Origin of the sequence: Roseovarius sp. A-2, from assembly GCF_002072155.1 — a bacterium.
In the GTDB taxonomy this organism is placed as follows: domain Bacteria; phylum Pseudomonadota; class Alphaproteobacteria; order Rhodobacterales; family Rhodobacteraceae; genus Roseovarius.
Genome location: NZ_BDIY01000012.1, coordinates 20,389 through 43,810, shown reverse-complemented (window position 1 = coordinate 43,810; position 23,422 = coordinate 20,389). Strand labels below are relative to the sequence as shown.

Below are 23,422 nucleotides of genomic sequence, written 5' to 3'. Positions count from 1 at the left end.
AGTCTCGGGTCACGGGTGACATAGAGGTTCGCAGCCCAAGGTCAATCTTTCAGCGGTTTTTCCTCTGCGCCGAGCGCGTCCGCCAGCCGTGCCTTGGCCGAACCGGGGCGCAAGGGTTGTGGCTGGCTTTCGTCAGGCGACCAGCCTGTCAGGAAAATCATCTCGAAGGTCGCAGGAATGCTGCCTGCGCCCGTCCCGAATTCACGCGCGTATATGTCGCAGGCCCGATTCAGGACCGCGCGCCGCATGATCCGCCTGGGCCGGGCACTCATCGCGTTGGTCTCGCCCATGGCGCGCAGGTCGCGCATCAGGTGCCAGGGATCGCGATACTCGACGCTCAGCGGCAGCCGGTCGGCGACTGGCAGGGTATATCCCGCCCGCTGCAACAGCGCGCCGAGATCGCGGATTTCCCCCATCGGCAGGATACGCGGCGAGAGGCCCCCGGTCACATCCGCCTCGGCCTGCGCCAAGGCCGCGCGCAACTCCTGCAAACTGCCACCCCCCATCAGCGCCCCCAGCATCAGCCCATCAGGCCGCAACGCGCGCCGCATCTGAATGAGCTGCCCCACCGGGTCGCTTGCCCAATGCAGGCACATGGCATGGATCACCAGATCATGCGCCCCCGGCTCTAGCGCCAGCGTGTCGTCATCCGCGACCACCCGCGCCTCCGGCAGGCGCGCCTGCCAGAAATCGGGAAAACCCGTCACCACGGCGGGCGCGGTAAAGGATTTGTTAACCACCGCCAGACGATCCTCGATCTCATCCGCCGCCACCTCGTGCAGGAACAGCGCCGGGGCCCGCGCCGCACGCAGGCGGTTGCGGATCAATGCAGGACGGTCGGTGAGCGGTGTCTGGGTCATAGGCAGGAGACTAGGGTGCACAGAGCGGCATTTCAAACAGCGGTCCGGTTGATCTATCCGTCGCGTTGTACGCTCTGTGGCGTGACTGTCGATAGCGATTTCGGCCTGTGCGGTCCCTGTTGGCGCGATACGCCTTTTATTTCCGGGCTGGTCTGCGACGCCTGCGGTGTACCCCTGCCCGGCGAGGCGGGCGCACAGGCCGAGTTCTGCGATGAGTGTCTTACCCATGCGCGGCCCTGGTCACGTGGGCGCGCGGCGCTGCTCTATCACGAGAATGGCCGCCGCCTCGTGCTCGCGCTCAAGCATGGCGACCGGCATGATGTCATCCGCCCGGCGGCGAAATGGCTTGCGCGCGCCGCCGCGCCGCTTTTACAGCCCGACACCCTGCTTGCGCCGGTGCCGCTGCACTGGACGCGCACGCTGCGGCGGCGCTACAATCAATCGGCCCTGCTGGTGCAGGCGCTTGCGCGCGAGACCGGGCTGTCGGACTGTCTCGACCTGCTGCAACGCTCCAAACGGACGCAATCGCTCAAGGGCCTCGACCGGGCTGCGCGTCACGCCATGCTCAGCGATGCGATTCGCATCAATCCGGCCCGCCGTGCGCTGATCATGGATCGCCCGGTGCTGATCGTCGATGATGTGATGACCTCGGGTGCCACGCTCTCGGTCGCCACACAGGCCGCACTCGCCGGCGGTGCGCAGGATGTGTGCATTCTGACACTGGCGCGTGTCGTCAAGGATGCTTAAGTTTCCGTCAAACAGAACGGGACCAAAGAAATGCAACCAGTCGAAATCTACTCCTCGCCGCTTTGTGGTTTTTGTCACGCGGCAAAACGCCTTTTGAAACAGAAGGGCGTCAACTTCTCCGAGATCAACGTTCTGGCGCAGCCCAGGCGCAAGGCCGAGATGATGAGCCGCGCCAATGGCCGCCACACCGTGCCGCAGATCTTCATCGGCAAGACGCATGTCGGCGGCTGCGACGAGCTATATGCGCTGGAACGCGCGGGCAAGCTCGATCCGATGCTGCAGGGCTGATCCGATGCGCGCGGCCCTTCTGCAACTGACCAGCAGCGACCAGCCAGAGGGCAACCTGGCCACGGTGCGCGCGATGATGGAGAGGGCCGTGGCACAGGGCGCGGAGTTCATCCTCACGCCCGAGGTGACCAACTGCGTCTCAACCAGCCGAAACCACCAGAACACGGTGCTGCATCCCGAAGAATCAGACCCTGTTCTGGCCGGATTGCAAGCGGAGGCGGCCCGGCATGGCGTCTGGCTGCTGATCGGCTCGCTCGCGCTCAAGACCGATGATCCCGACGGGCGCTTTGCCAATCGGTCCTTCCTGATCGATTCGCAAGGCAACGTTCAGGCGCGCTATGACAAGATCCACATGTTCGACGTCGACGTGACGCCCGAGGAAACCTATCGCGAATCCGATGGCTTTCGCCCGGGCGCGCGCGCGGTGCTGGCAGAAACCCCTTGGGGCAAGCTCGGCATGACGATCTGCTACGATATCCGCTTTCCCGCCCTGCATCGCCGCCTGGCCCATGCCGGGGCCGATATCCTGACCGTGCCCGCCGCGTTTTCCCCCGTGACGGGGGCCGCACATTGGGAAACCTTGCTGCGCGCGCGGGCCATTGAAACCGGCTGTTTCGTGTTGGCCCCCGCACAAACCGGCACCCATGCCGCCGCTACGGGGCGGGCTCGCACAACGCATGGGCATAGCCTTGTCGTTGCACCCTGGGGCGAGGTTCTGGCCGATGGCGGCACAGATCACGGGATTGTGACGGTTGATTTTGACCCCCGGCAAGTGGCACAAGCACGCAGGCGCGTGCCTTCGCTGCGCCATGACCGCGTGTTCGATGGCCCCTGAATGGACGAGACAACCAGTAATTCCCTTGCGGTGACGCTCTTTAGCGAGATCCTCACCAACGAGCAGTTGATCCGCAACCGGCTGAGCCGGGTGCTACCGAAGGGTATGGAAATCTCGCATTTCTCGGTGCTGAACCATCTTGCCCGGATCGGGGACGAGCGTAACCCGGCGCAACTGGCCAAGAGTTTTCACGTTACGCGCGGGGCGATGACTAACACGTTGTCGAAACTGGAATGGGCAGGCTATGTGCATATCCGGCCCGATTGGGACGATGCCCGCCGCAAGATGGTGACGATCAGCCCGTCGGGCCGTCAGGCGCGCGATGCGGCGATGGCGGCGATCACGCCGATGGTCTCGGACCTCATTCGCGATCTGGGCGGGGACCGTGTACGCGCCAGCCTGCCGGTGCTGCGTGAATTGCGCATCAGGCTGGAGCTTTGACGCTCGCCGTCACGTAATTCACGCTCAGATCCCGATCCGACAGCCGCCATTGCCAGGTCACCGGGTTGAACACGAACCCCTTGCGATCCACCGGCGTGAGCCCGGCCTGCGAAATCAGGCCGTAAAGCTCGTCCGGGGTGATGAACTTCGACCATTCATGCGTGCCCTTGGGCAGCCAGCGCATCACGTATTCCGCGCCCACTATGGCCATGGCGAAACTCTTGGGGTTGCGGTTGATCGTCGAGCAGACCATCAGCCCGCCGGGTCTCAGCAACTGCTGACAGGCGGTCAGATAGGCCAGCGGATCGGCGACATGCTCCACCACCTCCATGTTGAGCACCACGTCGAACCGCTCGCCCTCTGCGGCCATGTCTTCGGCCGTGGTGTGGCGATAGTCGATCTCCAGCCCTGATTGCTCGGCATGCACCTGCGCCACGGGGATATTGCGCGGGGCGGCATCGGCACCCACCACATCGGCCCCAAGCCGCGCCATAGGCTCGCTCAACAAGCCGCCGCCACAACCGATATCGAGAATGCGCAAACCCTCGAACGGCGCATTCACCTGTAGGTCACGATCGAATTCCGCCGCGATCTGCGAGGTGATATAGTCCAGCCTGCAAGGATTCAGCATGTGAAGCGGCTTGAATTTGCCGTTCGGATCCCACCATTCGGCGGCCATCGCTTCGAATTTCGCGACCTCGGCGGCATCTATGGTGCTTTGCGCGGCTTGCATTCCGGTCTCCCTATGGCTCAATTGGTGACGTGCGATATATAGGACATTCATGGATAAAGTCTCGGGCCATAAAAGCGCAGTGCAATATCTCTTTCCCCCGGTCGAACCCTTCGATCGGCAGATGCTCGACGTGGGCGACGGCCACACGATCTATGTGGAACAGTCGGGCCGCGCCGATGGCCAGCCAGTCGTTGTCTTGCATGGTGGGCCGGGCGGTGGGTGCAGCCCCGGGATGCGGCGGTATTTCGATCCCGAGATTTACCGAATCATCCTCTTCGATCAACGCGGCTGCGGCCGCTCGCGCCCGCATGCCAGCGTCGAGGCCAACACCACGTGGCATCTGGTGCGCGATATCGAGCAGATCCGCGAAACTCTCGGCATCGACCGCTGGATCGTCTTTGGCGGCAGTTGGGGTGCCACGCTGGCGCTGATCTATGGCCAGACCCATCCCGACCGCGCGCTGCATCTGGTGCTGCGCGGCGTGTTCACCATGACAGAAGGCGAGCTTGACTGGTTCTATGGCGGCGGGGCCGGGGCGTTCTGGCCGGAAACCTGGGTGCGTTTCGTGGCGCTCATCCCCGAGGAGGAACGCCACGACCTCATTGCCGCCTATCACAAGCGGCTCTTTTCCGGCGATCTGGCACAGGAGATCACCCATGCCAAGGCGTGGTCGGCTTGGGAAAACGCGCTTGCCACGGTGCAATCCACCGGTGTCGGCGGCGACAGCCCTGCGGATTACGCCCGCGCCTTCGCCCGGCTCGAAAACCACTATTTCACGCATCGCGGCTTTCTGGAGGAGGACGGACATATCCTTGCCCGCATGGACCGGCTGCGCGATGTGCCCGGTACCATCGTGCAAGGCCGCTATGACATGATCTGCCCGCCGATCACCGCCCACAAGGTGGCCGCGCTCTGGCCGAAATGCGATCTGCGGATGATCCCCGTCGCCGGTCATGCACTGTCAGAGCCGGGAATCAGTGCCGATCTGGTGAGTGTGATGCAGAAACTGGCCGACCGCGCCTAAGCATTCGCGCTTTTCCCGCGCCCCGCATCGCGATATTCCGAAGGGTATGGAAACGCTGCCCCAACTCTATGACCGTCTGGTGTCAGAGGGTGAATTGACCCGCGATGACGCGCAAGAGGCGGTCTTGCCGGAATTCGAGCGCATTCGCGCAGCCCTCGCCGATGCGCCGCGCAAGGGCTGGTTTCGCCGCGCTCCGGAGCCGCCCAAAGGGCTTTATATCTGGGGCGGGGTCGGGCGCGGCAAATCCATGGTGATGGACATGTTCGTCCAAACCCTCGACGTGCCCAACAGGCGTGTGCATTTCCACGCTTTCATGCAGGAAATCCATGCCGGGCTGCACGCCGCGCGCGCCCGCAATGAGGCAGACGCACTCGCCCCGGTTGCCGCAGAGGTTGCAAATTCCGTACGGTTGCTGGCCTTTGACGAAATGCAGATCACCGACATCACCGATGCAATGATCGTGGGGCGACTGTTCGATGCGCTGTTTTCGGCAGGGGTGGTGGTGGTCACGACCTCCAACCGGGTGCCGGATGATCTCTACAAGGACGGCCTGAACCGCCAGCTTTTCCTGCCCTTCATCGCCTTGCTCAAGGACCGCATGGTCGTGCATGAAATGGTCGGTCCCACCGATTACCGCCAAGATCGCCTCGCCGGGAGCCAGACCTATTTCACGCCGATCAATTCCGAGAGTCGGGCCGCAATAGAGACGATATGGCAGGATTTCACCGGCGGCGAAGGTGCCCCGCATGACATCGTGGTCAACAAGCGCAAGATCGAGATCCGGGCGTTTCACAACGGGGTCGCGCGGGCGACGTTCTACGACCTTTGCGCGCAGCCGCTCGGCCCCGCCGATTATCTCGCACTGGCCGAGGCGGCCCGCGTGTTGATCCTCGAGAACGTTCCGGAACTCGGGCGCAGCAACTTCAACGAGGCCAAGCGATTCGTCACCCTCATCGACGCGCTTTACGAGGCGCGGGTGCGGCTGATCTGCTCGGCTGCGGCAAAGCCGGAATATCTCTATATCGAGGGCGAAGGCTCGTTCGAATTCGAACGCACCGCCAGCCGGTTGCAGGAAATGCAATCCGAAGGTTGGGGGGACGACCGCACGCCCGCCTGACGCAATGTCAATCCTGCGTCAGGCATCCCCTGTCTTTGCCGCCTCTTCAAAACTCTGACGTTCCCCGTCGCTTTCATAGCTGGCCCAGGGCCGGTCGGTGCCGGTGGGCGGCAGATCGGCGGGCTTATGCATCAGGTGCAGATGCGTCTTGGCGATGAAATGACCGGTAATTGGGGCTGTCAGGAACAGGAACAGCGTGATCATCAGCTCGTGAAACGAGAAATTCCCGACGACGAAATAGAAATACAGCATCGAGGCAATCAGCGCGCCGCCAACCCCGAGCGTCGTCGCCTTGGTCGGCGCATGCAGGCGCATCATCGGGTCGGGCAGCTTGATCAGGCCGAACGAGCCCACCAGCCCGAAAATGCCGCTGATCACCAGAAAGGCGGAAATGAGAATGTCGATGAGCATGATCTTTTCTCCTTATTCGATGATGTCGCCGCGCAGCAAAAAACGCGTATAGGAGACGGTGGAGATAAAGCCGGTCATGGCGATGATCATCGAGGCCTCGAAATAGACCGTGGTGCCCTTGTGGATGCCATAGAGCGCCAGCAGCGCGATGGCGTTCACCACCATCGTGTCGAGCGCCAGAATACGGTCGCCCACAGCAGGCGCGCTGATCACCCGGTAGATGTTCATCAACAGGCCAAGGCCGAAACAGGCGAAGGCGAAATAGAGAGCATACTCGATCATTCGAAAATCTCCTTCAGCCGGGCCTCGTAGCGCGACTTGATCTCGTCGCGCACGGCGTCCGGGTCGGCTGCGTCGAGGCAATGCACCAGCAGGCTGCGCCCGTCCGCCGCCACGTCACTCGATACGGTGCCGGGGGTCATGGTGATGGTGCCCGCCAGCACTGTGATCGCCTCTGGGGTGCGCAGCTCGAGCGGGATGGAAATCCACGCCGGTTTTGTGTTGGCGTTTGTCTTGAACAGGATCACATAGGCCACCTGCACATTGGCCACGCAGATATCCCACAGCACGATCAGCACGTATTCCACGATACGCGGCGCGCTGCGCAGCTTGGGCCGGTTGGGCCAGTAGGGAGAGGTCATGACCGGGATGATCAGGGCCAGAATTGTGCCGAGCAGCAGGTTGCCGAGGGTCAGCTTGTTGACCAGCATCTGCCAGACCACGATCAGCGTAAGCGTGAGGAAGGGATGGGGCAGCAGTTTGCGGAGCATCAATGTGTGCCTCCTCAGTTGGTGCCAAGCACGGCGGCGACATAGCCATCCGGTGCGTGCAGTTGCGCGGCCGTGGCGTCGATATAGCCCATCATCGGCCCAGCGAAGACCGACAGCGCGACGATCACCCCCAGCATCGCGCAGACCGCCACCAGCGGCAATGCAGGTTGCGCGGCGGGGGCCGCTTGGGGGGCGTCATCCGGGGCCGGTGCGGGTTTCCAGAACACCGCGCTGCCCGCCTGTGACAGGCCCAGGATCGCCACCAGCGAGGTGGCAAGGACCACCGTCCAGATCAGCCAGACCTCGGGCATGTCGCGCACCGCGTCAAGCACCAGCAGCTTGCCGATGAAGCCCGAGAGCGGTGGCATCCCCGCCGTGGCGATGGCCGCACCAAAAAACAGCGCCGAGATCAGCCCGTGCTGTGCCATGCGCGGGCCGGGTCGCAGTGCGCCGCCCATATCCCCGCGCCGTTCACGCACCAGATCGACCACGAGAAAGAGCAGCGCCCCGGCAAGCGCGGAATGCAGCATGTAATAGATCGCCGCCGCCGTCGTCTCAGGGCGAAAACCCGCAATGGCAATGAGCAGCGTGCCCATCGAACCGATTGCGGCAAAGGCTGCGAGCCGCCCGAGACGCTTGGCCCCGAGGATGCCGATCATCCCAACGGCCAGCGTGATGAGGGCGGTATAGATCATCATCTGGTCGATGAGTTCCGCCGTTGCCCCAAGATCAGGGCCGAAGACCAGCGTGTACATACGCAGGATCGCATAGGCGCCGACCTTGGTCATGATCGCGAATAGCGCGGCCACCGGGGCCGGGGCCTCGGCATATGTTTCGGGCAGCCAGAAATGCAGCGGCAAAAGCGCGGCCTTGATGGCGAAGACCAGAAACAACAGCATCGCGCCGACGCGCAACAGCGCGCTGTCCTCGACCGGAATTTCCGCCGCGCGCACCGCCAGATCGGCCATGTTGAGGGTGCCGGTCACCGCATAAAGCGTGCCGAGCGCAAATAGGAAGAGGGTGGAGCCCAGTAGGTTGTAGATGACATATTGCACCCCCGCCTTGAGCCTGCGCACCCCGCCTGCGTGGATCATCAACCCGTAAGAGGCGATCAACAGCACCTCGAAGAACACAAACAGGTTGAAGGCGTCGCCGGTTAGGAACGCGCCGAAAATGCCCATCAGCTGAAACTGGAACAGCGGGTGAAAATTTTTGCCGCGTTGATCCCAGCCCGAGCCGACGGCATAGAGCAGCACCAGCCCGGCCAACACGGCCGTCAGCAGCACCATCAGCGCCGACAGCCGATCCAGCACCAGCACGATGCCGAACGGCGCGGGCCAGTTGCCCAGCTCATAAACCTCGATTGTGCCGGTGGCGGCATGCAGCGTCAGGCCAAGCGCCACCGCCAGCATCGCCACCACGCCCGCCAGCGAAAACACCCGCTGCAAGGGCGGATGATGCCGCATCGTCAGCGTCAGCACCGCCGCGAGCACCGCCGGGAGGACCACAGGGGCGATAATCCAGTGGTTCATGCCTCATTCTCCTGACCGGGCGCGGTGCCTTCATCCATGTTCACGCAGTCCTCGCGGCCCGACAGGTACGCCCCGAGCGCCAGCATCACCACCACAGCCGTCATCCCGAAGGAAATCACGATGGCGGTCAGCACCAGTGCCTGCGGCAGCGGGTCGGTATAGGTCTCAACCCCCTTGCGCAGAACCGGGGGCAGGTTGATCGCCAACCGCCCCGCGCCGAAGATAAACAGGTTGACCGCATAGGTCAGCAGCGAAATCCCGATGATCACCGGAAAGCTGCGCAGGCGCAGCACGAGGTATATACCGGCGGCGGTGAGAAGCCCGATGGCTGTCGCGAACAGAAGTTCCATGTCAGGCCCCTCTCTCTTTCGGTGCGTCCTCGCGCGCCGGGTTGATATCCATCGGGAAGACGTTGACCGTCTCTCCCGACCGGCGCGCCATGCTCGACAGGCTGTTGAGCGCCAGCATCACCGCCCCCACCACCGTCAGGAACACGCCCACGTCAAAGGCCATGGCGGTGGCCCATTCGAATTCCTCGATCGGCGGGAAATGCAGATAGCCGTAATCCGACGTCAGGAAGGGCCGCCCGTTCAACCACGCGCCGATGCCGGTTACCGACGCGATCAGCACGCCAAAGCCGATGGTGGCGTGATAAGTCACGCGCTGCCGGTCTTCGGCCCAGGCAAAGCCCGAGGCCATGTATTGCATCAGGAACGCGATGGCCACAATCAGACCGGCGATAAAACCGCCGCCCGGCTCGTTATGGCCGCGCAGAAAGATGAATGCCCCGACCATCAGCGCAATCGGCATCATCACGCGGGTGGCGACCACCATCATCAGCGGGTGACGGTCGCCCGCCTCGGCATAGCGACGCGCGTCCCAATTGGCGAGCCAGCGGCCGCCCGGCCCCTTGAGCACGGTTTCGGTCAGCGCGTAGATCACCAGCGCCGCGATGCCCAGGACGATGATCTCGCCATAGGTGTCAAAGCCCCGGAAATCCACGAGGATCACATTAACCACATTGGTGCCGCCGCCGCCCTTGTAGGAATTGGCGAGGTGGAAGGCTGAAATGCTTTCCTGTGCGAAGTCACGCACAAGGATGGCATAGGTGAGCGCAGTGACCGCCACGCCGCCGATCACGGCAATGACTGCGTCGCGCAGGCGGCGCGCCGGGCTGCTCTCGGCAGGCGTCTCGCGCGGCAGGAAGTTGAGCGCGAGCAACAGCAGGATGATCGTCACCACCTCGACCGAAATTTGCGTGAGCGCAAGATCGGGGGCCGAGAAATAGACGAAGCCGAGCGAGACCATCAGCCCGACAATCCCCATCAGCACCAACGCGATGAAGCGGTTGCGGTGAAATGCCACGAGGCAAATCGTCGCCAGCACCAGAAGCAACCAGCCAATGGCTGGAATGATGGTGATCGGTAACGCCTCGCGCACCGGGCCGAGCGCGCTGCCGCCGGACCAGGCCAGCGCTCCGGCGATGATCACCGCAACCATGAAGACGGCCGCGTTACGGGTGAGCGCGCCGTTGTGGACGCCATCTGTCAGCGCGTTGGACAGCGATGTCGCCGCGCGCGTCACCGCGTCGAACATCACCTTTGCCTCGGGGCGCGGCGCGGCGTTCCACATCCGCATCAACGGGCCATGCAGCGCCAACAACAGCGCGCCGCCCAGTACCGCGATCGCCGACATCCAGAAGGCGGGCACCAACCCGTGCCAGTGGTAGATCTTGACGTAAGGGTCGGCCTGCGTCACCGCCTGCGCCGTCACTTTCACCAGATCACCCGCGAAGGTCATCGGCATGACCCCGATCAGCACCACCAGCACCGTCAGAAAGGCAGGAGCCGCCCACATGCCGAAACCTGGGTCATGCGGCTTGGCGGGGTAATCGTTGCGCTCGCGGCCGAGAAACACATGCGCGATGTAGCGAAACGAATAGGCCACCGAGAAGAGCGCGCCAAGCGTCGCCACCGCGCCCATCAGCCAATGCGGCCCGATCCAGTGGGTATGCGCCACCTCTTCCAGCATCATTTCCTTGGACAGGAACCCGTTGAGCGGCGGAATGCCCGCCATCGACAGCGCCGCGACGGTGGCGATGGTGAAGGTGATCGGCATCAGATGCCGCAAGCCGCCCAACCGTTTGATGTCGCGGGTATGCGCCTCGTGGTCGATGATGCCCGCGGTCATAAAGAGCGCGGCCTTGAAGGTAGCGTGGTTGATGATGTGGAACACCGCCACGACCGCCGCCGCCTTGGTGCCAAGGCCCAGAAGCATCGTGATCAGGCCCAGATGGCTGACCGTCGAGAAGGCCAGCAGCGCCTTGAGATCGTCCTTGAAAAGCGCGATCTTGGCGGCCATCACCATGGTGATCAGGCCGGTGGACGCCACGATCCAGAACCATTCCGGCGTGCCCGCCAGCACCGGCCACATCCGCGCCATCAGAAACAGCCCCGCCTTCACCATCGTCGCCGAATGCAGGTAGGCCGAGACGGGGGTGGGCGCGGCCATCGCGTGCGGCAGCCAGAAATGGAACGGGAACTGTGCCGATTTCGTGAAACAGCCCAGCAGGATCAGGATCAGCGCGGGCAGATAGAGCGGGCTTGCCTGAATCGCCTCTTTCTGCGTCAGGATCACGCTCAGGTCATAGCTGCCCGCGATATTGCCCAGGATCAGCATACCCGCGATCATCGCAAGACCACCGAGGCCGGTGACGGTCAGCGCCATACGCGCGCCCTGCCGCCCCTCGGGCAGGTGCTTCCAATAGCCGATCAGCAGGAAGGACGAGAGCGATGTCAATTCCCAGAAGACCAGCAACAGCAGGATGTTGTCGCTCAGGACGATCCCCACCATCGCCCCCTGAAAGAGCAGCAGATAGGTATAGAACTGCCCCATCGGATCCTCTCGCGAGAGATAGAACCGCGCATAGAGGATGATCAACAGGCCGATCCCGAGGATCAGCCCGGCAAAGAGCAGCCCAAGCCCATCCAGCATGAAATTGACGTTCAACCCGAGCGACGGAAGCCAGTCGATGCCAAAGGTCAGCACCTCGCCGCGCATCACGGCGGGGGCGCAGAGCAACAGCAGGATCAGGGCAAGGATCGTGGCAGAGGCGGTGAAGGCAGCGCAGGTGTTGCGGCCCGCCTGAATCATCAACCCCGGAAAGAGCGCGCCCAAGAATGGCAATGCCGCAATGATCGGCAAATAGATTGCTGCGCTGTCCATGCGTGTCCTGCCCCCCTGTCCCGTCCCTGTGGCCCGCTTATAGGTCTGCGCCGGTCATGCGGCGCAGGTCAGACCATCTCGATTATCCATCGGTAATATATTGATGCCCTTGCCCGCAACAACCCGAATCCGGTCGATTTTCGATCTGTGCCTTGCAAAACACGTACCATCGGGGCGGTCAGGGGCTTTGCGGCGCGCAAATTCCGCCGCTGTAACAGGTCTCGACCCGGCGTAGCGTTTCGGGCGTCGGATCGACAAATCCCATGCCGCCACACGGGTCGAGCGCGAGCAGGTAACCGGTCTCCGTACGCTTCAGGAAGGCGAGATAGGATGCGCCGGGGCTGGCACCCGCGCACCACGGCCCGAGGCATTGCGCATCGAGGGTAATCCGGCGATCGAACGGCAGATTAAACCCGGTCTTGGTCAGCGCCTGCCCGGTCATGCGCGCCGGGATCAGGGTATGCGGCGGGGTTGCCGCCTGATCCTGCCAATCGGTGCGCGGCAAGGCATCGGGATCGAATTCAAGCCGGGCATGCACCGCGATATAGGCCGCTTCCGCCTCGGTGGCCTGCTGATAGGTGCGTGTCACTTCAGGCGGCAGACAGGACAGCGCGAACGCCGGACCGGTGAGCGCGCAAATCATCATGATGAGCGCCGCGCGGATCACAATAACGCCCCGAATTCGTCAAGCACGGCACTATAGACGGCGCGCTTGAACGGCACGATACTCGCCACCAGATCGCCAGGCGGCAGCCAGCGCCATTCGGAAAATTCCGGGTGATCGGTGGCGATGTTCACATCCGCATCCCGCCCCAGAAACCGCATCAGCACCCATTTTTGCTGTTGCCCCCGATAGCGCCCCTTCCAGATGCGCGGCACGAGATCATGCGGCAGATCGTAATAGAGCCATCCCCCGGCCTCAGCCTCGATCCGGACCTTGTCGGAGGTGACGCCGGTCTCTTCCCACAACTCGCGCAAGGCGGCCTGTTGCGCGGTCTCGCCGGGGTCTATCCCGCCCTGCGGCATCTGCCAGGCGGGGGCGTCGTTGTCGATGCGCTGCCCGACAAAGACATGCCCCGCAGAGTTGACGAGCATCACGCCCACACAGGCACGGTAGGGAAGTTTCGCGATCTCTTCCGGGGTCATGGCGGGCCTTTCCTGAGCGTGCAAATCCTGCGACGTCACGCGCCGCGCGTCAAGCAGGTGAACCCGTCAGACCTCGCGGCTGACAACCATGCCCATGATCTCATAGGTCTGACGCAGGATCGGAGCAGCGATGGCGCGGGCCCGATCCGCCCCATCGGCAAGGATGCGGTCGATCTCGGTCACGTCCTGCATCAGCCGGGACATCTCGGTCGAGATCGGCGCCATCTTTTCAACCGCCAGATCGGCCAGCATCGGCTTGAACTCGGAAAACGGCTTGCCGCCCGCCTCGGCCATCACCTGATCCACGCTCATATCCGCGAGGGCGGCGTAGATATTGACCAGATTGCGTGCCTCGGGACGATCCTCCAACCCCTTGGCATCGAGGGGGAGCGGCTCCGGATCGGTCTTGGCCTTGCGAATTTTCCTCGCAATCGTGTCGGCATCGTCGGTCAGGTTGATCCGGCTCATATCCGAGGGATCGGATTTCGACATCTTCTTGGCACCGTCCCGCAGACTCATCACCCGGGTCGCGGCACCCTCGATCACCGGTTCGGGGATCGGGAAAAAGTCGGTACCGAAATCGTTGTTGAACTTGATCGCGATATCGCGCGTCAGCTCCAGGTGCTGCTTCTGATCCTCGCCCACCGGCACATGGGTGGCGTGATAGGCCAGAATATCCGCGGCCATCAGCGCCGGATAGGCAAATAGCCCCAATGATGCGTTCTGCGCGTTCTTGCCCGCCTTGTCCTTGAACTGGGTCATGCGCTGCATCCAGCCCATGCGCGCCACGCAGTTGAACACCCAGGCCAGCTGCGCATGCTCGGCCACCTGGCTCTGGTTGAACAGGATCGAGCGCGCCGGATCGAGACCCGAGGCGATGAACCCGGCGGCCAGTTCGCGCGTCGCGTGGCGCAGAGCGGCGGGCTTCTGCCAGACGGTGACGGCGTGCAGGTCGACCATGCAATAGAGCGTCTGCACCCCCTGGTTCTGCGCATCGGCAAAGCGCTTGAGAGCGCCCAGATAATTGCCGAGATGCAGGTTGCCCGAGGGCTGGATTCCCGAAAACACGCGGGGGGTAAAGGCCGCCTCGGTCATGGCTCAACTCCGTGGTGGATTTCTGTGCCTGCCTCGCTTACCCATGCGCCATTGCCCCGTCAAGGAGAGCCGCAATGCAAGACCCACAGCGCCCCAGCCCGCTCAACCCGGTGCCACCCTTCGTGATCGCGCTGTTTCTGGTGATCATCGGGGTCGAGGCGATGGTCTCACTCGGCGCGCGCGGCATGGTCGGCGGGCCCGAGGCAATCGGCTGGCGCGCGGGCGCGATCGAGGATTACGGGTTCAATGGCGATATCCTGACATGGATGATGCAGAACAACGTCTGGCCCACGGAACATCTGCGCCGCTTTGTGACCTACGCCTTCGTGCATGGCAGCTTCACCCACGCACTCTTTGCCGGGGTGCTGCTGCTGGCCATGGGCAAGTTCCTGAGCGAGGTGTTCCGCCACTGGGCGGTTCTCGCGCTCTTCCTGCTCAGCACGGTCGGCGGCGCGCTGGTCTTTGGCCTGGTGGTGCAGGATCGGCCGTGGCTGATCGGGGCCTTTCCCGGGGTTTACGGCCTCATTGGCGGCTTTACCTATATCATGTGGTTGCGGCTGGGACAGTTGGGCAGCAATCAGGCGCGGGCCTTTACCCTGATCGGCGTCTTGATGGGGCTGCAACTGGTCTTTGGCCTGCTGTTTGGCGCGAATGCCACCTGGGTGGCCGATGTCAGCGGCTTTGTCGTGGGCTTTCTCGCGTCCTTCGTGCTCAGCCCCGGCGGTCTTGCCAAGCTGCGCGCGCGCATCCGGCACGATTGACCGCGACCGCCGATCAGCGCCGCAACCGGCTCTGGATTTCCTGAAGCTGGAACGCCCCGAGGCCCTGACCAAAAAGACCATAGGCCGCCGTGCCGACGGCGATGAGCACGAGCATCGCCAGCCACCGCCACCCGGCCATGCCAAAGGCCGGCCCCAGCACGGCGCTCATGCCCCAAAGCACCGCGCCCATCAGCGCCGAGGCCAGCACGATGCGCCACAGCCTGCGCCGGAACTGGCCGTCGAACCGCGCCACGTCGCCAAATCCGCGCGCCCCGCGCGCCAGTTGCACGACCATAACCCAGGCCGCCACAGTGGTCGCGATGGCCGCCGCCAGCCAGCCCACGGCATAGGCCAGCCCGACCGCCAGAACCGCGTTCACCACCATCGCCACGAGCGCGTAGTAGAACGGGCTCTTGGTGTTCTCACGCGCGAAAAACAGCGGCTGCAGGATTTTTTGCAGCACGAAGGCCGGCAATCCGAGGCCGTAGATCGTCACCGCAAGCGCGGTCGCGGCGGTATCGTCGGCGTTGAAGGCCCCGCGCTCGAACAGAACCGAGACGAGCGGCAAAGGAATCACCACAAGCGCCACGGCACAGGGGATGGTCAGCGCCAGCGCCACCTCTCCCGCACGCGACAACGCATAGCGTGCCCCGATATCGTCACCAGCCTTGAGACGTCGCGACAGATCCGGAAGCAGCACGATCCCCACGGCAATGCCCACCACACCGAGCGGCAATTGATAAAGGCGGTCGGCGGAATAGAGCCAGCTCACCGCCTTCTCGTAGTTCGAGGCCACCAACTGCCCCACCACGAGATTGACCTGCACCACGCCCCCGGCAAGCGCGGCGGGCACCGCGACCCGCACAAGCTGTGTCATCTCGGGCGTCCAGCGCGGTCGTACCGGACGGATACGCAGCCCGGCCCGCGTCGCGGCGTGCCAGACCAGAGCCAGTTGCGCCACCCCAGCGAGCGGAATGGCCCAGACCACGGCCCGCACCACCTCGGTGCCGAGATACATCGCGCCGGTCATGGCCCCGATCAGCAAGACGTTGAGAAGTACCGGGGCGGCAGCGGCGGCGGCAAATCGCCCGGCCGCATTCAGCACCCCGGAAAACAGCGCCGCAAGCGAGATGAAGAACACGTAGGGAAAGACGATGCGCCCATACTCCACGGTCATGCCAAAGCGCGCATCGCCCGCAAACCCCTCGGCTGTGGCCCAGACGAGGGCGGGCATGAAGATCATCGCAAGCGCGGACAACACCAGCAGAACCAGCCCCAGGCCCGACAGGGCAAGCGATGCAAAGGCCAGAGGGTGCTCATCCGCCTCCAGCCGCTTTGAGAACATCGGGACAAACGCTGCGTTGAACGCCCCTTCTGCAAAGAACCGGCGGAACATGTTGGGCAGGCGGAAGGCCGCGACAAAGGCGTCCATCACCATGCCCGGCCCGATCAGGCTCGCGATCATCACATCGCGCGCAAAGCCGAGAACACGGCTCATCAATGTCCAGCCCCCCACGGTCAGGATCCCGGTGAGCAGGCGGACAGGTTTCATGCGGGGCGACTCCGGGGTGACGGCACGCGGCAGGCTTAGCCCATTCGGCGGCATCGCGAAAGGGGCCTGTCCACCCCCGCGATCTGCTAGATCCAACCACCGCGCGACATCAATCCCATCGCTTCAAGCTGCCGCCAACCGGTGATCCGGGTCGAGGCCGGACACCACAGATCCGGGTCCTCGGTCAAGGCGTCGTAATAGCCTTCGTAAAGAGAACTGTTGGCGAAATGCTCTTGCCGCGTCTTTTCCTCGGCAGAGCGTTCCACGACCGTGTTCAGGAACTTGCTGTGCAACAGCACGCCCGAGGTCAGCTCGCCGCCCTGCCCATCATAGACGTGGTTGAGCCGCCGGGGCAGCAGCGAATGGGCCGAACTGACATAGGCATAGCGCCGGTTCCATTTGACCAGCGGCACCTTGCCCATGGTAGGCGCGCGGCGGGGATCGCCGGCAAAGAACATCCGCGCACGCGGCCCGCCCTGAATCCACAGGGTCTGCAAATCCGCCTTGCGCCGCATCGAGTAATTGCCGCCATCGAACCAGCACAGCCGCTCGAACGGATCATCCCCCGGCAGGTAAGGATGCGCCGAGAGCCGCCCCTCGGGATACATATCCAGCATCAGCGCCCCGAACGAGGCCCGCCCCTGCTGCTCCAGCCAGTCGCACAGCGCAGGCAGGGGCCTGGTTTCGTGATAAGGATAGACGAGGCATTCATCGGCATCGAGCGTCAGGCACCAATGGCCTACCCCGTACCGCATCTGCAACCAGGTCAACCAATCGACGCCGAAGCGTGACAGCTTGTAGCTCTGCGTCGTACTCCAGAGCGAGACATCGGGCTGCGAAGCCAGGTAGTCGCGCGTGCCGTCGTCACTGGCATTCTCGACGATCAGGAAATGCCGCACGCCCAGTCGCCGGTGATGATCGAGGAAATATGGCAGCCGCAGCGCCTCGTTGCGCATGGTACTGAAGCACAGGATATCGTCCCGCCCGATCTGCGCCGTACGATCAGCGACCGCGCGCAACTGCCGACGCTTGCGGAAACTTCGCCAGAGCAAGCGGCGGCGCCTCCACCGCAGGCGATAGGCCATCGCCATGTCCCCTATCGCGTCACCCTTGCCCATGCGGCCCTCTTGATCCCCATCCGGCAGAGTCGGTGCTATTTCGTGTAATGTCCAGACTGATGCCAACGCCAGGCATCGCCGATCATCTGCGCCAGCGTCGAACGACTGGCCTGCCAGCCCAACTCCACCGTTGCCCGGGTCGAGCCCGAGACGAGACGCGCGCAATCGCCCGGACGGCGCGGCCCCTCGACAATGGGAACGACGCGATTGGTCACCGCCGCCGACTGCTCGATCACCTCGCGCACCGAAAACCCTGTGCCGGTGCCAAGGTTGAAGACCCGGCTGCCGCGTCTCTCTTCCAGCCAGTTCAGCCCCAGCACATGCGCCTGCACCAGATCGCAGACATGCACATAATCGCGGATGCAGGTGCCGTCGGGCGTATCGTAATCGGTGCCAAAGATCGTCAGTGCGTTGCGTTTGCCGTCGATCGCATCCAGCATCAGCGGAATGAGATGCGTCTCGGGCTGGTGAAACTCGCCAATCTCGGCCTCGGGGTCTGCGCCCGCCACGTTGAAATAGCGAAAGATCACGTGGCGCAGGCCATACGCCGCCTCGAAATCGCGCAGCATATCCTCGATCGCGCGTTTCGACGCGCCGTAGGCGTTGATCGGATGCTGCGCGCAGCCCTCGTCGAGCAGCACGTTGTCCTGGTCGCCATAGGTGGCACAGGTCGATGAAAAGACCACGTCGAGACAGCCCGCCGCCACCGCCGCCTGCATCAGACTGAGCGAGCCCGCCACGTTGTTGTGCCAATAAAGCTCTGGCGCGCGCATGCTCTCGCCGACCTGGCTGAGGGCGGCGAAATGCATCACCGCCTGCGGCTGGTAGGCGGCAAAGATCTGGTCGAGCCGCGCGCGATCCGTGAGACAGCCCCGCTCAAAGGGGCCAAACCTGACGGCGTCTTCCCAGCCGGTGCTCAGGTTGTCATAGGTGACAGGGGTATAGCCTGCCCGACTGAGTGCCTTGCAAGCGTGGCTACCGATATAGCCCGCACCTCCGGTGACCAAAACATTCGTCAAGAGCCGCCCCCGTGTGCCTGTCTACTGTGCCGCCTTGTCGGCATGCACGACATCCGAGATGTAATTCCACAGATCGTCGCGCAGGTCGTCGCGCGCCAGCGCAAAGGCCACCGTCGCCTGCAGAAACCCCGACTTGGAGCCGCAATCGAAGCGCTGCCCCTGAAAGCGGAAGCCATAGACCTCCTCGCCGTCCTCGCGCGCCGCGTCGATGGCATCGGTCAGCTGGATCTCGCCGCCCGCGCCCGCCTCCTTCTTGTTGAGCTTCTGCAACACCGTGGGCGTCAGGATATAGCGCCCGATCACCGCCAGGTTCGACGGCGCGCTGCCCGCTTCGGGTTTCTCCACCATGCCCTTGGTCGACACGATGCTGCCCATGTCCTCTTTCACGTCGAGGATGCCGTAGGATTTCGTAGCCTCATCCGGCACCTCCATCGCCGCCACCACGTTGCCGCCGGTCTCCTCGAACGCCTCGACCATCTGCTGCAGGCAGGGCCTTTCCGCCGCGATCACGTCATCGGGCAGGATCACCGCGAAGGGCTCATTGGCGATCAGCCGCCGCGCACACCACACCGCATGGCCCAGGCCAAGCGGCTTGTGCTGGCGCAGATAGGCGATCTCGCCGCTGTCCATGTTGGTGGCTTTCAGGATCTCGAGAAGATCGTCCTTGCCCTTCTTGCGCAGCTCCTGCTCGAGCTGCGGGGCGTTGTCGAAATAGTCCTCCAGCGCCCCCTTGCCGCGCGAGGTCACGAAGATGAACTCCCTGATCCCCGCCGCCCGCGCCTCGTCGATCGCGTATTGCACCAGCGGGCGGTCCACCAGCGTCATGATCTCCTTGGGCACCGATTTCGTCGCCGGAAGGAACCGTGTCCCCAAACCCGCAACAGGAAAAATCGCTTTAGTTATCTTCTTGCGCATCACCCGCACCTCAACTCAATATTTTTGCCCTAGCATACACAACAACAGCAGCCTTTGTATGTAGTTAAGGGGAAAGTTTGAAAATTTTTTCGGCAGAATAACGCCACCCGCTTGGCAAAGGCACAAGGCGCGCCTATCCGCCGTCGGCTTTTGCCGCAAGATACCAGCGCCGCACCGCCCGCCGTTCATCGTCTTCCATGTAGCTGAGATTGGCCGGCGGCATAGCGTGGGTAACCCCCGCTTGCAGATAGATCGCCCGCGCCGCATGGGCGATATCGGCCTCGGTCTCCAGCAACACGTTTTTCGGGGCGTGGTGGATACCCTTGAAATAGGGCACGCGCGCGTGGCACATGGAACAGCGCCCCGGAATGATCGCCGCCACCTCGTCAAAACCGTCGACCTCGGTAAAGACCCGCTCGCGCGCGCTCAGCGGGCGTGCAGCGCCTTGCTCATAGCCGTCATGGCGCAACGGGGCCATCGACAGCCAGATTATCGCAGCAAAGAGCAGCGCCGTCGCGCCCCAGGTCCACCAGCGATAGCCGCTGCCCGCATGCATGGTGTTGAAAAAATGCCGGATCGTCACCCCCATCAGGAACACCAGCGCGGCGATGATCCAGTTATACTCCGTAGCAAAGGCCAGCGGGTAGTGATTGCTCAGCATCAAGAAAATCACCGGCAGCGTGAGGTAATTGTTATGGGTCGAGCGCAGCTTGGCGATGCGCCCATATTTGCCCTCCGGGACGCGCCCGGCCTTGAGGTCGGCGACAACGATGCGCTGATTGGGCATGATGATGAAAAACACGTTCGCCGTCATGATCGTGGCGGTGAAGGCCCCCAGATGCAGCATCATCGCGCGGCCCGTGAACACCTGCGTATAGCCCCACCCCATCGCGATCAGCAGCGCGAAGAGCACCAGCATCAACAGTGTCGGCCGCCCCGCCAGCCCCGATTTGCACAACCCGTCATAGATCAGCCAGCCAAGGCCCAGAGAGGCGGCGGAAATCGCGATCCCCTGCCAAGTGCTCAGCCCGCTTTCAGGCGCGATCAGATAGATCTCCGCCCCCGCCCAGTAGACCACCATCAACAGCGCCGCCCCCGACAGCCATGTCGAATAACTCTCCCATTTGAACCAGGTCAGATGTTCGGGCATCCGCGCCGGGGCCACGAGGTATTTGCGGATATGATAGAACCCGCCGCCATGCACTTGCCATTCCTCGCCCTGCGCGCCCTCGGGCAGGTCATCCGCCCGGCGCAGCCCCAGGTCGAGCGCGATGAAATAGAACGACGATCCGATCCACGCCATCGCCGTGATGACATGCAGCCAGCGCAGCGCAAAGCTGAGCCAGTCCCAGATGATCACAAGATCTTGCATGTCGCTGTCTCCTTTTCACGCCTGACCCTGGATGCCACAAAACGCGATTGCGCTGCATCCGAGAAAAATCCCTAGCTGTTTCAAGAGTACCCTAATAATCTCGGCGCATGGCCTATCTGGAGAATATCAGGACATTCGTGCGCGTCTATGAATTGGGCAGCATGTCCGCCGCCGCGCGCGATCAGCGGATTTCGGCGGCCGTGGCCTCTGCCCGCATCGCCGCTCTCGAAGAACATCTCGACATCCGCCTGTTTCAGCGCACCACGCGCAAGCTCAACCCCACCGAACAGGGCGCGCTCTTCTACCACAGCGCGCTTAGGATCATCGAGGCGGTGGACGAGGCCGAGGCCGAAATCGGGCAGGTCACCCGCAGCCCGCGCGGCACGCTGCACATTGCGGCCCCGCTTGGTCTGGGCCAGCGGATCATCGCCCCCGCCGTGCCTGATTTCAAGGCGCTTTACCCGCTGATCAACATCCGCCTGCGCCTGTCGGATCGCAGGCTCGATCTGGCCACCGAGGGGCTCGACGCGATGTTCTTTCTCGGCCTGCCCGAAGATTCGTCGCTGCGCATCCGCAAGATCGCCGATTGCGTGCGCATCCTGTGCGCCGCACCCGCCTATATCGCGCGCAAGGGTCTACCCGAGACCAGCGACAGCCTCGCCTCGGGGGCGCATGACTGCCTGAACCTGCGCTATGCGGGCGCGCCGGAATTCCAGTGGCCGCTGCGCACACCCGACGGGGTAAGGCGCATCTCGGTCTCGGGGCCTTTTGAGTCGGATCATGGCGATGCGCTGACGCAATGGGCACTCAACGGGCACGGCATCATCCTCAAACCCCGCTTCGAGGTGCATGACCATCTCGAGGCGGGTCGCCTCGTGCCGGTGCTGGAGAGTGAGCCGCCAGTGCCCATACAGATGGCCTGTCTCTATCCGCATAAACGGCGGCAGGACCCCAAGGCGCGGCTGCTGATCGAGTTCATGATCGAGCGTATTCTCGCGGCGATGCCGGGGTGACGGGCCTGACGTCAACCTACCGCCAGGCCCCAAACCCGAACAGAACATAATCCCGCTGATAGACCGTCTGTGCCAGTGTCTCGATCCGGTCGTCGTAAATATCCGCAAGGCCAAAAGGCTCTTGCCGTTCCACCTGTGGCGGCGCGGGCGGTTTCGCATAGCCCACCTGCCGCGCCAGTGCGGCCAGGTAGCCCGGCATCTCGTCCTCACGCAGGATCATGTCGGGCGCGCCGAACTGCGCCATGCCCTCGACGGCCGCGGCCTGCGTGCACCAATGTGCATCGACCCGGATTGCGGTCTGACCGGCCAGATTCGCCTTGAGAAACTCCAGAAACGCCAAGAACGCCACCTTGTGCGCGGCCAGGTCATAGCCCTCGTCGGGCACATTGCCGGGTATCGGCAGCTTGTGGAAATTGCGCAGGGTACGGCGGATATCGCGATAGCATCCCGGCCCCTTGATCAGGATCTTGTCACAAAAAGCAGCATGCGCGCGCGCCACCGGATGACGCAGCACGGTGAACCGCCGATGCCCGGGCTTGCGCCGCATCCACTGGCGCAGCGCCTTTTGGTTGAGCTTACTCGGCAACGTCTCCTCACGCACCTGATCGAGCGCCGCAAGCCACCCGCGCACCTCGGCCTCCGGCCCGGACCGGACCGGCATATAGAGGAGCGGCGCGCGCACGGCGCTGACAAAACCGGGCACGGCGGCCCCCCGGCGCGGCTCGAAATTCGGCGTGCGGGTCAGGTTGTAGGGGTCGCGCCCGGCCAGCGCATGCTCCATATCCTTGAAGTTGGAGACCTTGTTTTCCAATGGCTCGGGGTTTTGCGGCTTGAGCGAGGCATCAAGCGCCTCAAGCCGCGTCTCGCAGCCCAGATACCGCGCCAGCCCGTTCATCACCTCAAGGCTCTGCAAATCCTCGTAGGCCACGTAAAACGCCGTCTGCCCGATCGCCTGAAGCCGGTTAAGGAGGAACACCTGAAACGCCTGCAACTTGGCAAGATGTGTCTCGAACTCGCCCGGATCAAAGGCAATCGGCGCATCGCGACGGCGTTTCACATTGGTCAATTTCCACTGCCCGGTGGCTTGCGCGATCTTCCACGACACGTAGCTGTCGACCGGGTTGCGCGTCAGGATGATCTTGGCACAGCGCGGATCGTCCAGTGCATAATCCAGAACGCGCGGGTCATGGTCGTGAAAGAACCGAAAGCCGCCGATGCCCTGCGACTGCCCCTTGATCGCTCCAATCAGGCGCGCCGGTTCCTCGTCGCGTTCGGCCTGTGTCAGCCCGAGTAATTCGGTCTTGTTGGGATAGCCGATGAAATGCGGGTTGAACGCCTCGCCATGGCATTCGATCCCGTCAAAAGCATTCAGGTTGCTTTCCAGAAAATTGGAGCCGGTGCGCATTTCCGCGAACACGACGAAATAGTCAAACGGGCCTGTCATTCAC

General features: G+C 63.4%; 25 protein-coding genes. 8 read left to right on the top strand and 17 right to left on the bottom strand.

From position 1 onward, the window contains the following. Positions 1-41 precede the first annotated feature (41 nt). Entirely contained in the window at positions 42-860 is an 819-nt protein-coding gene (locus tag BHD06_RS14000) for a methyltransferase domain-containing protein (protein WP_080457599.1), read from the bottom strand. Between the two features lie 15 nt (positions 861-875). On the opposite strand from BHD06_RS14000, the gene BHD06_RS13995 reads away from it, so the two are divergent. The 4 genes from BHD06_RS13995 to BHD06_RS13980 are packed head-to-tail and all read left to right on the top strand — an operon-like array spanning position 876 to position 3,171. Further along, positions 876-1,607 carry a ComF family protein gene (locus BHD06_RS13995; RefSeq protein ID WP_254892424.1) on the top strand — a complete coding sequence of 244 codons (732 nt, stop codon included), beginning with the start codon at positions 876-878 and terminating at the stop codon, positions 1,605-1,607. Positions 1,608-1,637: 30 nt separating this feature from the next. Beyond that, entirely contained in the window at positions 1,638-1,895 is a 258-nt protein-coding gene (gene grxC / locus BHD06_RS13990; RefSeq protein ID WP_080457597.1) for a glutaredoxin 3, read from the top strand. Positions 1,896-1,899: 4 nt separating this feature from the next. After that, positions 1,900-2,730 carry a carbon-nitrogen hydrolase family protein gene (locus tag BHD06_RS13985; RefSeq protein ID WP_080457596.1) on the top strand — a complete coding sequence of 277 codons (831 nt, stop codon included), beginning with the start codon at positions 1,900-1,902 and terminating at the stop codon, positions 2,728-2,730. After that, on the top strand, positions 2,731-3,171 hold the full coding sequence (locus BHD06_RS13980) for a MarR family winged helix-turn-helix transcriptional regulator (RefSeq protein ID WP_080457595.1): 441 nt from the start codon (positions 2,731-2,733) through the stop codon (positions 3,169-3,171). Here BHD06_RS13980 and ubiG read toward each other — a convergent pair. After that, positions 3,155-3,904, bottom strand: coding sequence for a bifunctional 2-polyprenyl-6-hydroxyphenol methylase/3-demethylubiquinol 3-O-methyltransferase UbiG (ubiG, locus tag BHD06_RS13975; protein ID WP_080457594.1), 750 nt, complete (start codon positions 3,902-3,904; stop codon positions 3,155-3,157). The two genes, BHD06_RS13980 and ubiG, sit on opposite strands and share 17 nt — an antisense overlap. A gap of 49 nt (positions 3,905-3,953) precedes the next feature. Between ubiG and pip the strand changes: the two genes are divergently transcribed. Together pip and zapE are read left to right on the top strand one after the other, a co-directional pair. Then, the gene (gene pip, locus BHD06_RS13970; RefSeq protein WP_080457593.1) at positions 3,954-4,928 is read left to right on the top strand and encodes a prolyl aminopeptidase; all 975 of its coding nucleotides are present in this window, start codon (positions 3,954-3,956) and stop codon (positions 4,926-4,928) included. Positions 4,929-4,974: 46 nt separating this feature from the next. Further along, positions 4,975-6,045: a cell division protein ZapE gene (zapE, locus tag BHD06_RS13965; protein WP_080457592.1), complete on the top strand. Its 1,071-nt coding sequence runs from the start codon at positions 4,975-4,977 to the stop codon at positions 6,043-6,045. A gap of 18 nt (positions 6,046-6,063) precedes the next feature. On the opposite strand, the gene BHD06_RS13960 is transcribed toward zapE, so the two are convergent. The 9 genes from BHD06_RS13960 to trpS all read right to left on the bottom strand — a co-directional run bounded on the left by BHD06_RS13960 (position 6,064) and on the right by trpS (position 14,224). After that, the gene (locus tag BHD06_RS13960; RefSeq protein ID WP_080457591.1) at positions 6,064-6,456 is read right to left on the bottom strand and encodes a Na+/H+ antiporter subunit G; all 393 of its coding nucleotides are present in this window, start codon (positions 6,454-6,456) and stop codon (positions 6,064-6,066) included. 12 nt (positions 6,457-6,468) lie between these two features. Then, a complete protein-coding gene (locus BHD06_RS13955) occupies positions 6,469-6,738 on the bottom strand; it encodes a K+/H+ antiporter subunit F (protein WP_050663755.1) in 270 nt (89 codons plus the stop codon). Further along, complete coding sequence (locus BHD06_RS13950; protein WP_080457590.1) at positions 6,735-7,226, bottom strand: Na+/H+ antiporter subunit E; 492 nt, start codon at positions 7,224-7,226, stop codon at positions 6,735-6,737. Before BHD06_RS13950 ends, BHD06_RS13955 begins: the two co-directional genes overlap by 4 nt. A gap of 14 nt (positions 7,227-7,240) precedes the next feature. Continuing rightward, complete coding sequence (locus tag BHD06_RS13945; protein ID WP_080457589.1) at positions 7,241-8,758, bottom strand: monovalent cation/H+ antiporter subunit D; 1,518 nt, start codon at positions 8,756-8,758, stop codon at positions 7,241-7,243. Next, positions 8,755-9,108, bottom strand: a complete 354-nt coding sequence (locus BHD06_RS13940; RefSeq protein WP_080457588.1) for a Na+/H+ antiporter subunit C — start codon at positions 9,106-9,108, stop codon at positions 8,755-8,757. The genes BHD06_RS13945 and BHD06_RS13940 overlap by 4 nt, the downstream gene beginning before the upstream one ends. A gap of 1 nt (position 9,109) precedes the next feature. Then, a complete protein-coding gene (locus BHD06_RS13935) occupies positions 9,110-11,968 on the bottom strand; it encodes a monovalent cation/H+ antiporter subunit A (protein WP_080457651.1) in 2,859 nt (952 codons plus the stop codon). A gap of 193 nt (positions 11,969-12,161) precedes the next feature. Further along, a complete protein-coding gene (locus tag BHD06_RS13930; RefSeq protein WP_254892423.1) occupies positions 12,162-12,629 on the bottom strand; it encodes a hypothetical protein in 468 nt (155 codons plus the stop codon). Positions 12,630-12,646: 17 nt separating this feature from the next. Next, entirely contained in the window at positions 12,647-13,129 is a 483-nt protein-coding gene (locus BHD06_RS13925) for an RNA pyrophosphohydrolase (protein WP_080457586.1), read from the bottom strand. A gap of 66 nt (positions 13,130-13,195) precedes the next feature. After that, positions 13,196-14,224 (bottom strand): tryptophan--tRNA ligase, encoded by a 1,029-nt coding sequence (trpS, locus tag BHD06_RS13920; protein ID WP_080457585.1) that lies wholly within the window; start codon positions 14,222-14,224, stop codon positions 13,196-13,198. A 74-nt stretch (positions 14,225-14,298) separates the two neighbouring features. Here trpS and BHD06_RS13915 point away from each other — a divergent pair, with 74 nt between their 5' ends. Continuing rightward, complete coding sequence (locus tag BHD06_RS13915) at positions 14,299-14,985, top strand: rhomboid family intramembrane serine protease (protein WP_080457584.1); 687 nt, start codon at positions 14,299-14,301, stop codon at positions 14,983-14,985. 13 nt (positions 14,986-14,998) lie between these two features. On the opposite strand, the gene murJ is transcribed toward BHD06_RS13915, so the two are convergent. The 5 genes from murJ to BHD06_RS13890 all read right to left on the bottom strand — a co-directional run bounded on the left by murJ (position 14,999) and on the right by BHD06_RS13890 (position 20,961). Beyond that, the gene (murJ, locus tag BHD06_RS13910) at positions 14,999-16,537 is read right to left on the bottom strand and encodes a murein biosynthesis integral membrane protein MurJ (protein WP_080457650.1); all 1,539 of its coding nucleotides are present in this window, start codon (positions 16,535-16,537) and stop codon (positions 14,999-15,001) included. An 86-nt stretch (positions 16,538-16,623) separates the two neighbouring features. Next, positions 16,624-17,655 (bottom strand): glycosyltransferase family 2 protein, encoded by a 1,032-nt coding sequence (locus BHD06_RS13905; protein WP_080457583.1) that lies wholly within the window; start codon positions 17,653-17,655, stop codon positions 16,624-16,626. A gap of 35 nt (positions 17,656-17,690) precedes the next feature. Further along, the gene (galE, locus tag BHD06_RS13900) at positions 17,691-18,674 is read right to left on the bottom strand and encodes a UDP-glucose 4-epimerase GalE (RefSeq protein WP_080457582.1); all 984 of its coding nucleotides are present in this window, start codon (positions 18,672-18,674) and stop codon (positions 17,691-17,693) included. Positions 18,675-18,695: 21 nt separating this feature from the next. Further along, complete coding sequence (galU, locus tag BHD06_RS13895; protein ID WP_080457581.1) at positions 18,696-19,589, bottom strand: UTP--glucose-1-phosphate uridylyltransferase GalU; 894 nt, start codon at positions 19,587-19,589, stop codon at positions 18,696-18,698. 133 nt (positions 19,590-19,722) lie between these two features. After that, complete coding sequence (locus tag BHD06_RS13890) at positions 19,723-20,961, bottom strand: urate hydroxylase PuuD (protein WP_080457580.1); 1,239 nt, start codon at positions 20,959-20,961, stop codon at positions 19,723-19,725. A 107-nt stretch (positions 20,962-21,068) separates the two neighbouring features. Between BHD06_RS13890 and BHD06_RS13885 the strand changes: the two genes are divergently transcribed. Beyond that, on the top strand, positions 21,069-21,974 hold the full coding sequence (locus BHD06_RS13885) for a LysR family transcriptional regulator (RefSeq protein WP_080457579.1): 906 nt from the start codon (positions 21,069-21,071) through the stop codon (positions 21,972-21,974). Between the two features lie 16 nt (positions 21,975-21,990). Here the strand turns inward: BHD06_RS13885 and BHD06_RS13880 are convergent, their stop codons facing one another. Further along, positions 21,991-23,418 (bottom strand): sulfotransferase family 2 domain-containing protein, encoded by a 1,428-nt coding sequence (locus BHD06_RS13880; protein ID WP_080457578.1) that lies wholly within the window; start codon positions 23,416-23,418, stop codon positions 21,991-21,993. Positions 23,419-23,422 lie beyond the last annotated feature (4 nt).

Coding starts and splice junctions, on each gene's coding strand:
- BHD06_RS14000 (WP_080457599.1), bottom strand. CDS start 860: ATGACCCAGACACCGCTCACCGACCGTCCTGCATTGATCCGCAACCGC.
- grxC (WP_080457597.1), top strand. CDS start 1,638: ATGCAACCAGTCGAAATCTACTCCTCGCCGCTTTGTGGTTTTTGTCAC.
- BHD06_RS13985 (WP_080457596.1), top strand. CDS start 1,900: ATGCGCGCGGCCCTTCTGCAACTGACCAGCAGCGACCAGCCAGAGGGC.
- BHD06_RS13980 (WP_080457595.1), top strand. CDS start 2,731: ATGGACGAGACAACCAGTAATTCCCTTGCGGTGACGCTCTTTAGCGAG.
- ubiG (WP_080457594.1), bottom strand. CDS start 3,904: ATGCAAGCCGCGCAAAGCACCATAGATGCCGCCGAGGTCGCGAAATTC.
- pip (WP_080457593.1), top strand. CDS start 3,954: ATGGATAAAGTCTCGGGCCATAAAAGCGCAGTGCAATATCTCTTTCCC.
- zapE (WP_080457592.1), top strand. CDS start 4,975: ATGGAAACGCTGCCCCAACTCTATGACCGTCTGGTGTCAGAGGGTGAA.
- BHD06_RS13960 (WP_080457591.1), bottom strand. CDS start 6,456: ATGCTCATCGACATTCTCATTTCCGCCTTTCTGGTGATCAGCGGCATT.
- BHD06_RS13955 (WP_050663755.1), bottom strand. CDS start 6,738: ATGATCGAGTATGCTCTCTATTTCGCCTTCGCCTGTTTCGGCCTTGGC.
- BHD06_RS13950 (WP_080457590.1), bottom strand. CDS start 7,226: ATGCTCCGCAAACTGCTGCCCCATCCCTTCCTCACGCTTACGCTGATC.
- BHD06_RS13945 (WP_080457589.1), bottom strand. CDS start 8,758: ATGAACCACTGGATTATCGCCCCTGTGGTCCTCCCGGCGGTGCTCGCG.
- BHD06_RS13940 (WP_080457588.1), bottom strand. CDS start 9,108: ATGGAACTTCTGTTCGCGACAGCCATCGGGCTTCTCACCGCCGCCGGT.
- BHD06_RS13930 (WP_254892423.1), bottom strand. CDS start 12,629: ATGATGATTTGCGCGCTCACCGGTCCGGCGTTCGCGCTGTCCTGTCTG.
- BHD06_RS13925 (WP_080457586.1), bottom strand. CDS start 13,129: ATGACCCCGGAAGAGATCGCGAAACTTCCCTACCGTGCCTGTGTGGGC.
- trpS (WP_080457585.1), bottom strand. CDS start 14,224: ATGACCGAGGCGGCCTTTACCCCCCGCGTGTTTTCGGGAATCCAGCCC.
- BHD06_RS13915 (WP_080457584.1), top strand. CDS start 14,299: ATGCAAGACCCACAGCGCCCCAGCCCGCTCAACCCGGTGCCACCCTTC.
- murJ (WP_080457650.1), bottom strand. CDS start 16,537: ATGAAACCTGTCCGCCTGCTCACCGGGATCCTGACCGTGGGGGGCTGG.
- BHD06_RS13905 (WP_080457583.1), bottom strand. CDS start 17,655: ATGGGCAAGGGTGACGCGATAGGGGACATGGCGATGGCCTATCGCCTG.
- galU (WP_080457581.1), bottom strand. CDS start 19,589: ATGCGCAAGAAGATAACTAAAGCGATTTTTCCTGTTGCGGGTTTGGGG.
- BHD06_RS13890 (WP_080457580.1), bottom strand. CDS start 20,961: ATGCAAGATCTTGTGATCATCTGGGACTGGCTCAGCTTTGCGCTGCGC.
- BHD06_RS13885 (WP_080457579.1), top strand. CDS start 21,069: ATGGCCTATCTGGAGAATATCAGGACATTCGTGCGCGTCTATGAATTG.
- BHD06_RS13880 (WP_080457578.1), bottom strand. CDS start 23,418: ATGACAGGCCCGTTTGACTATTTCGTCGTGTTCGCGGAAATGCGCACC.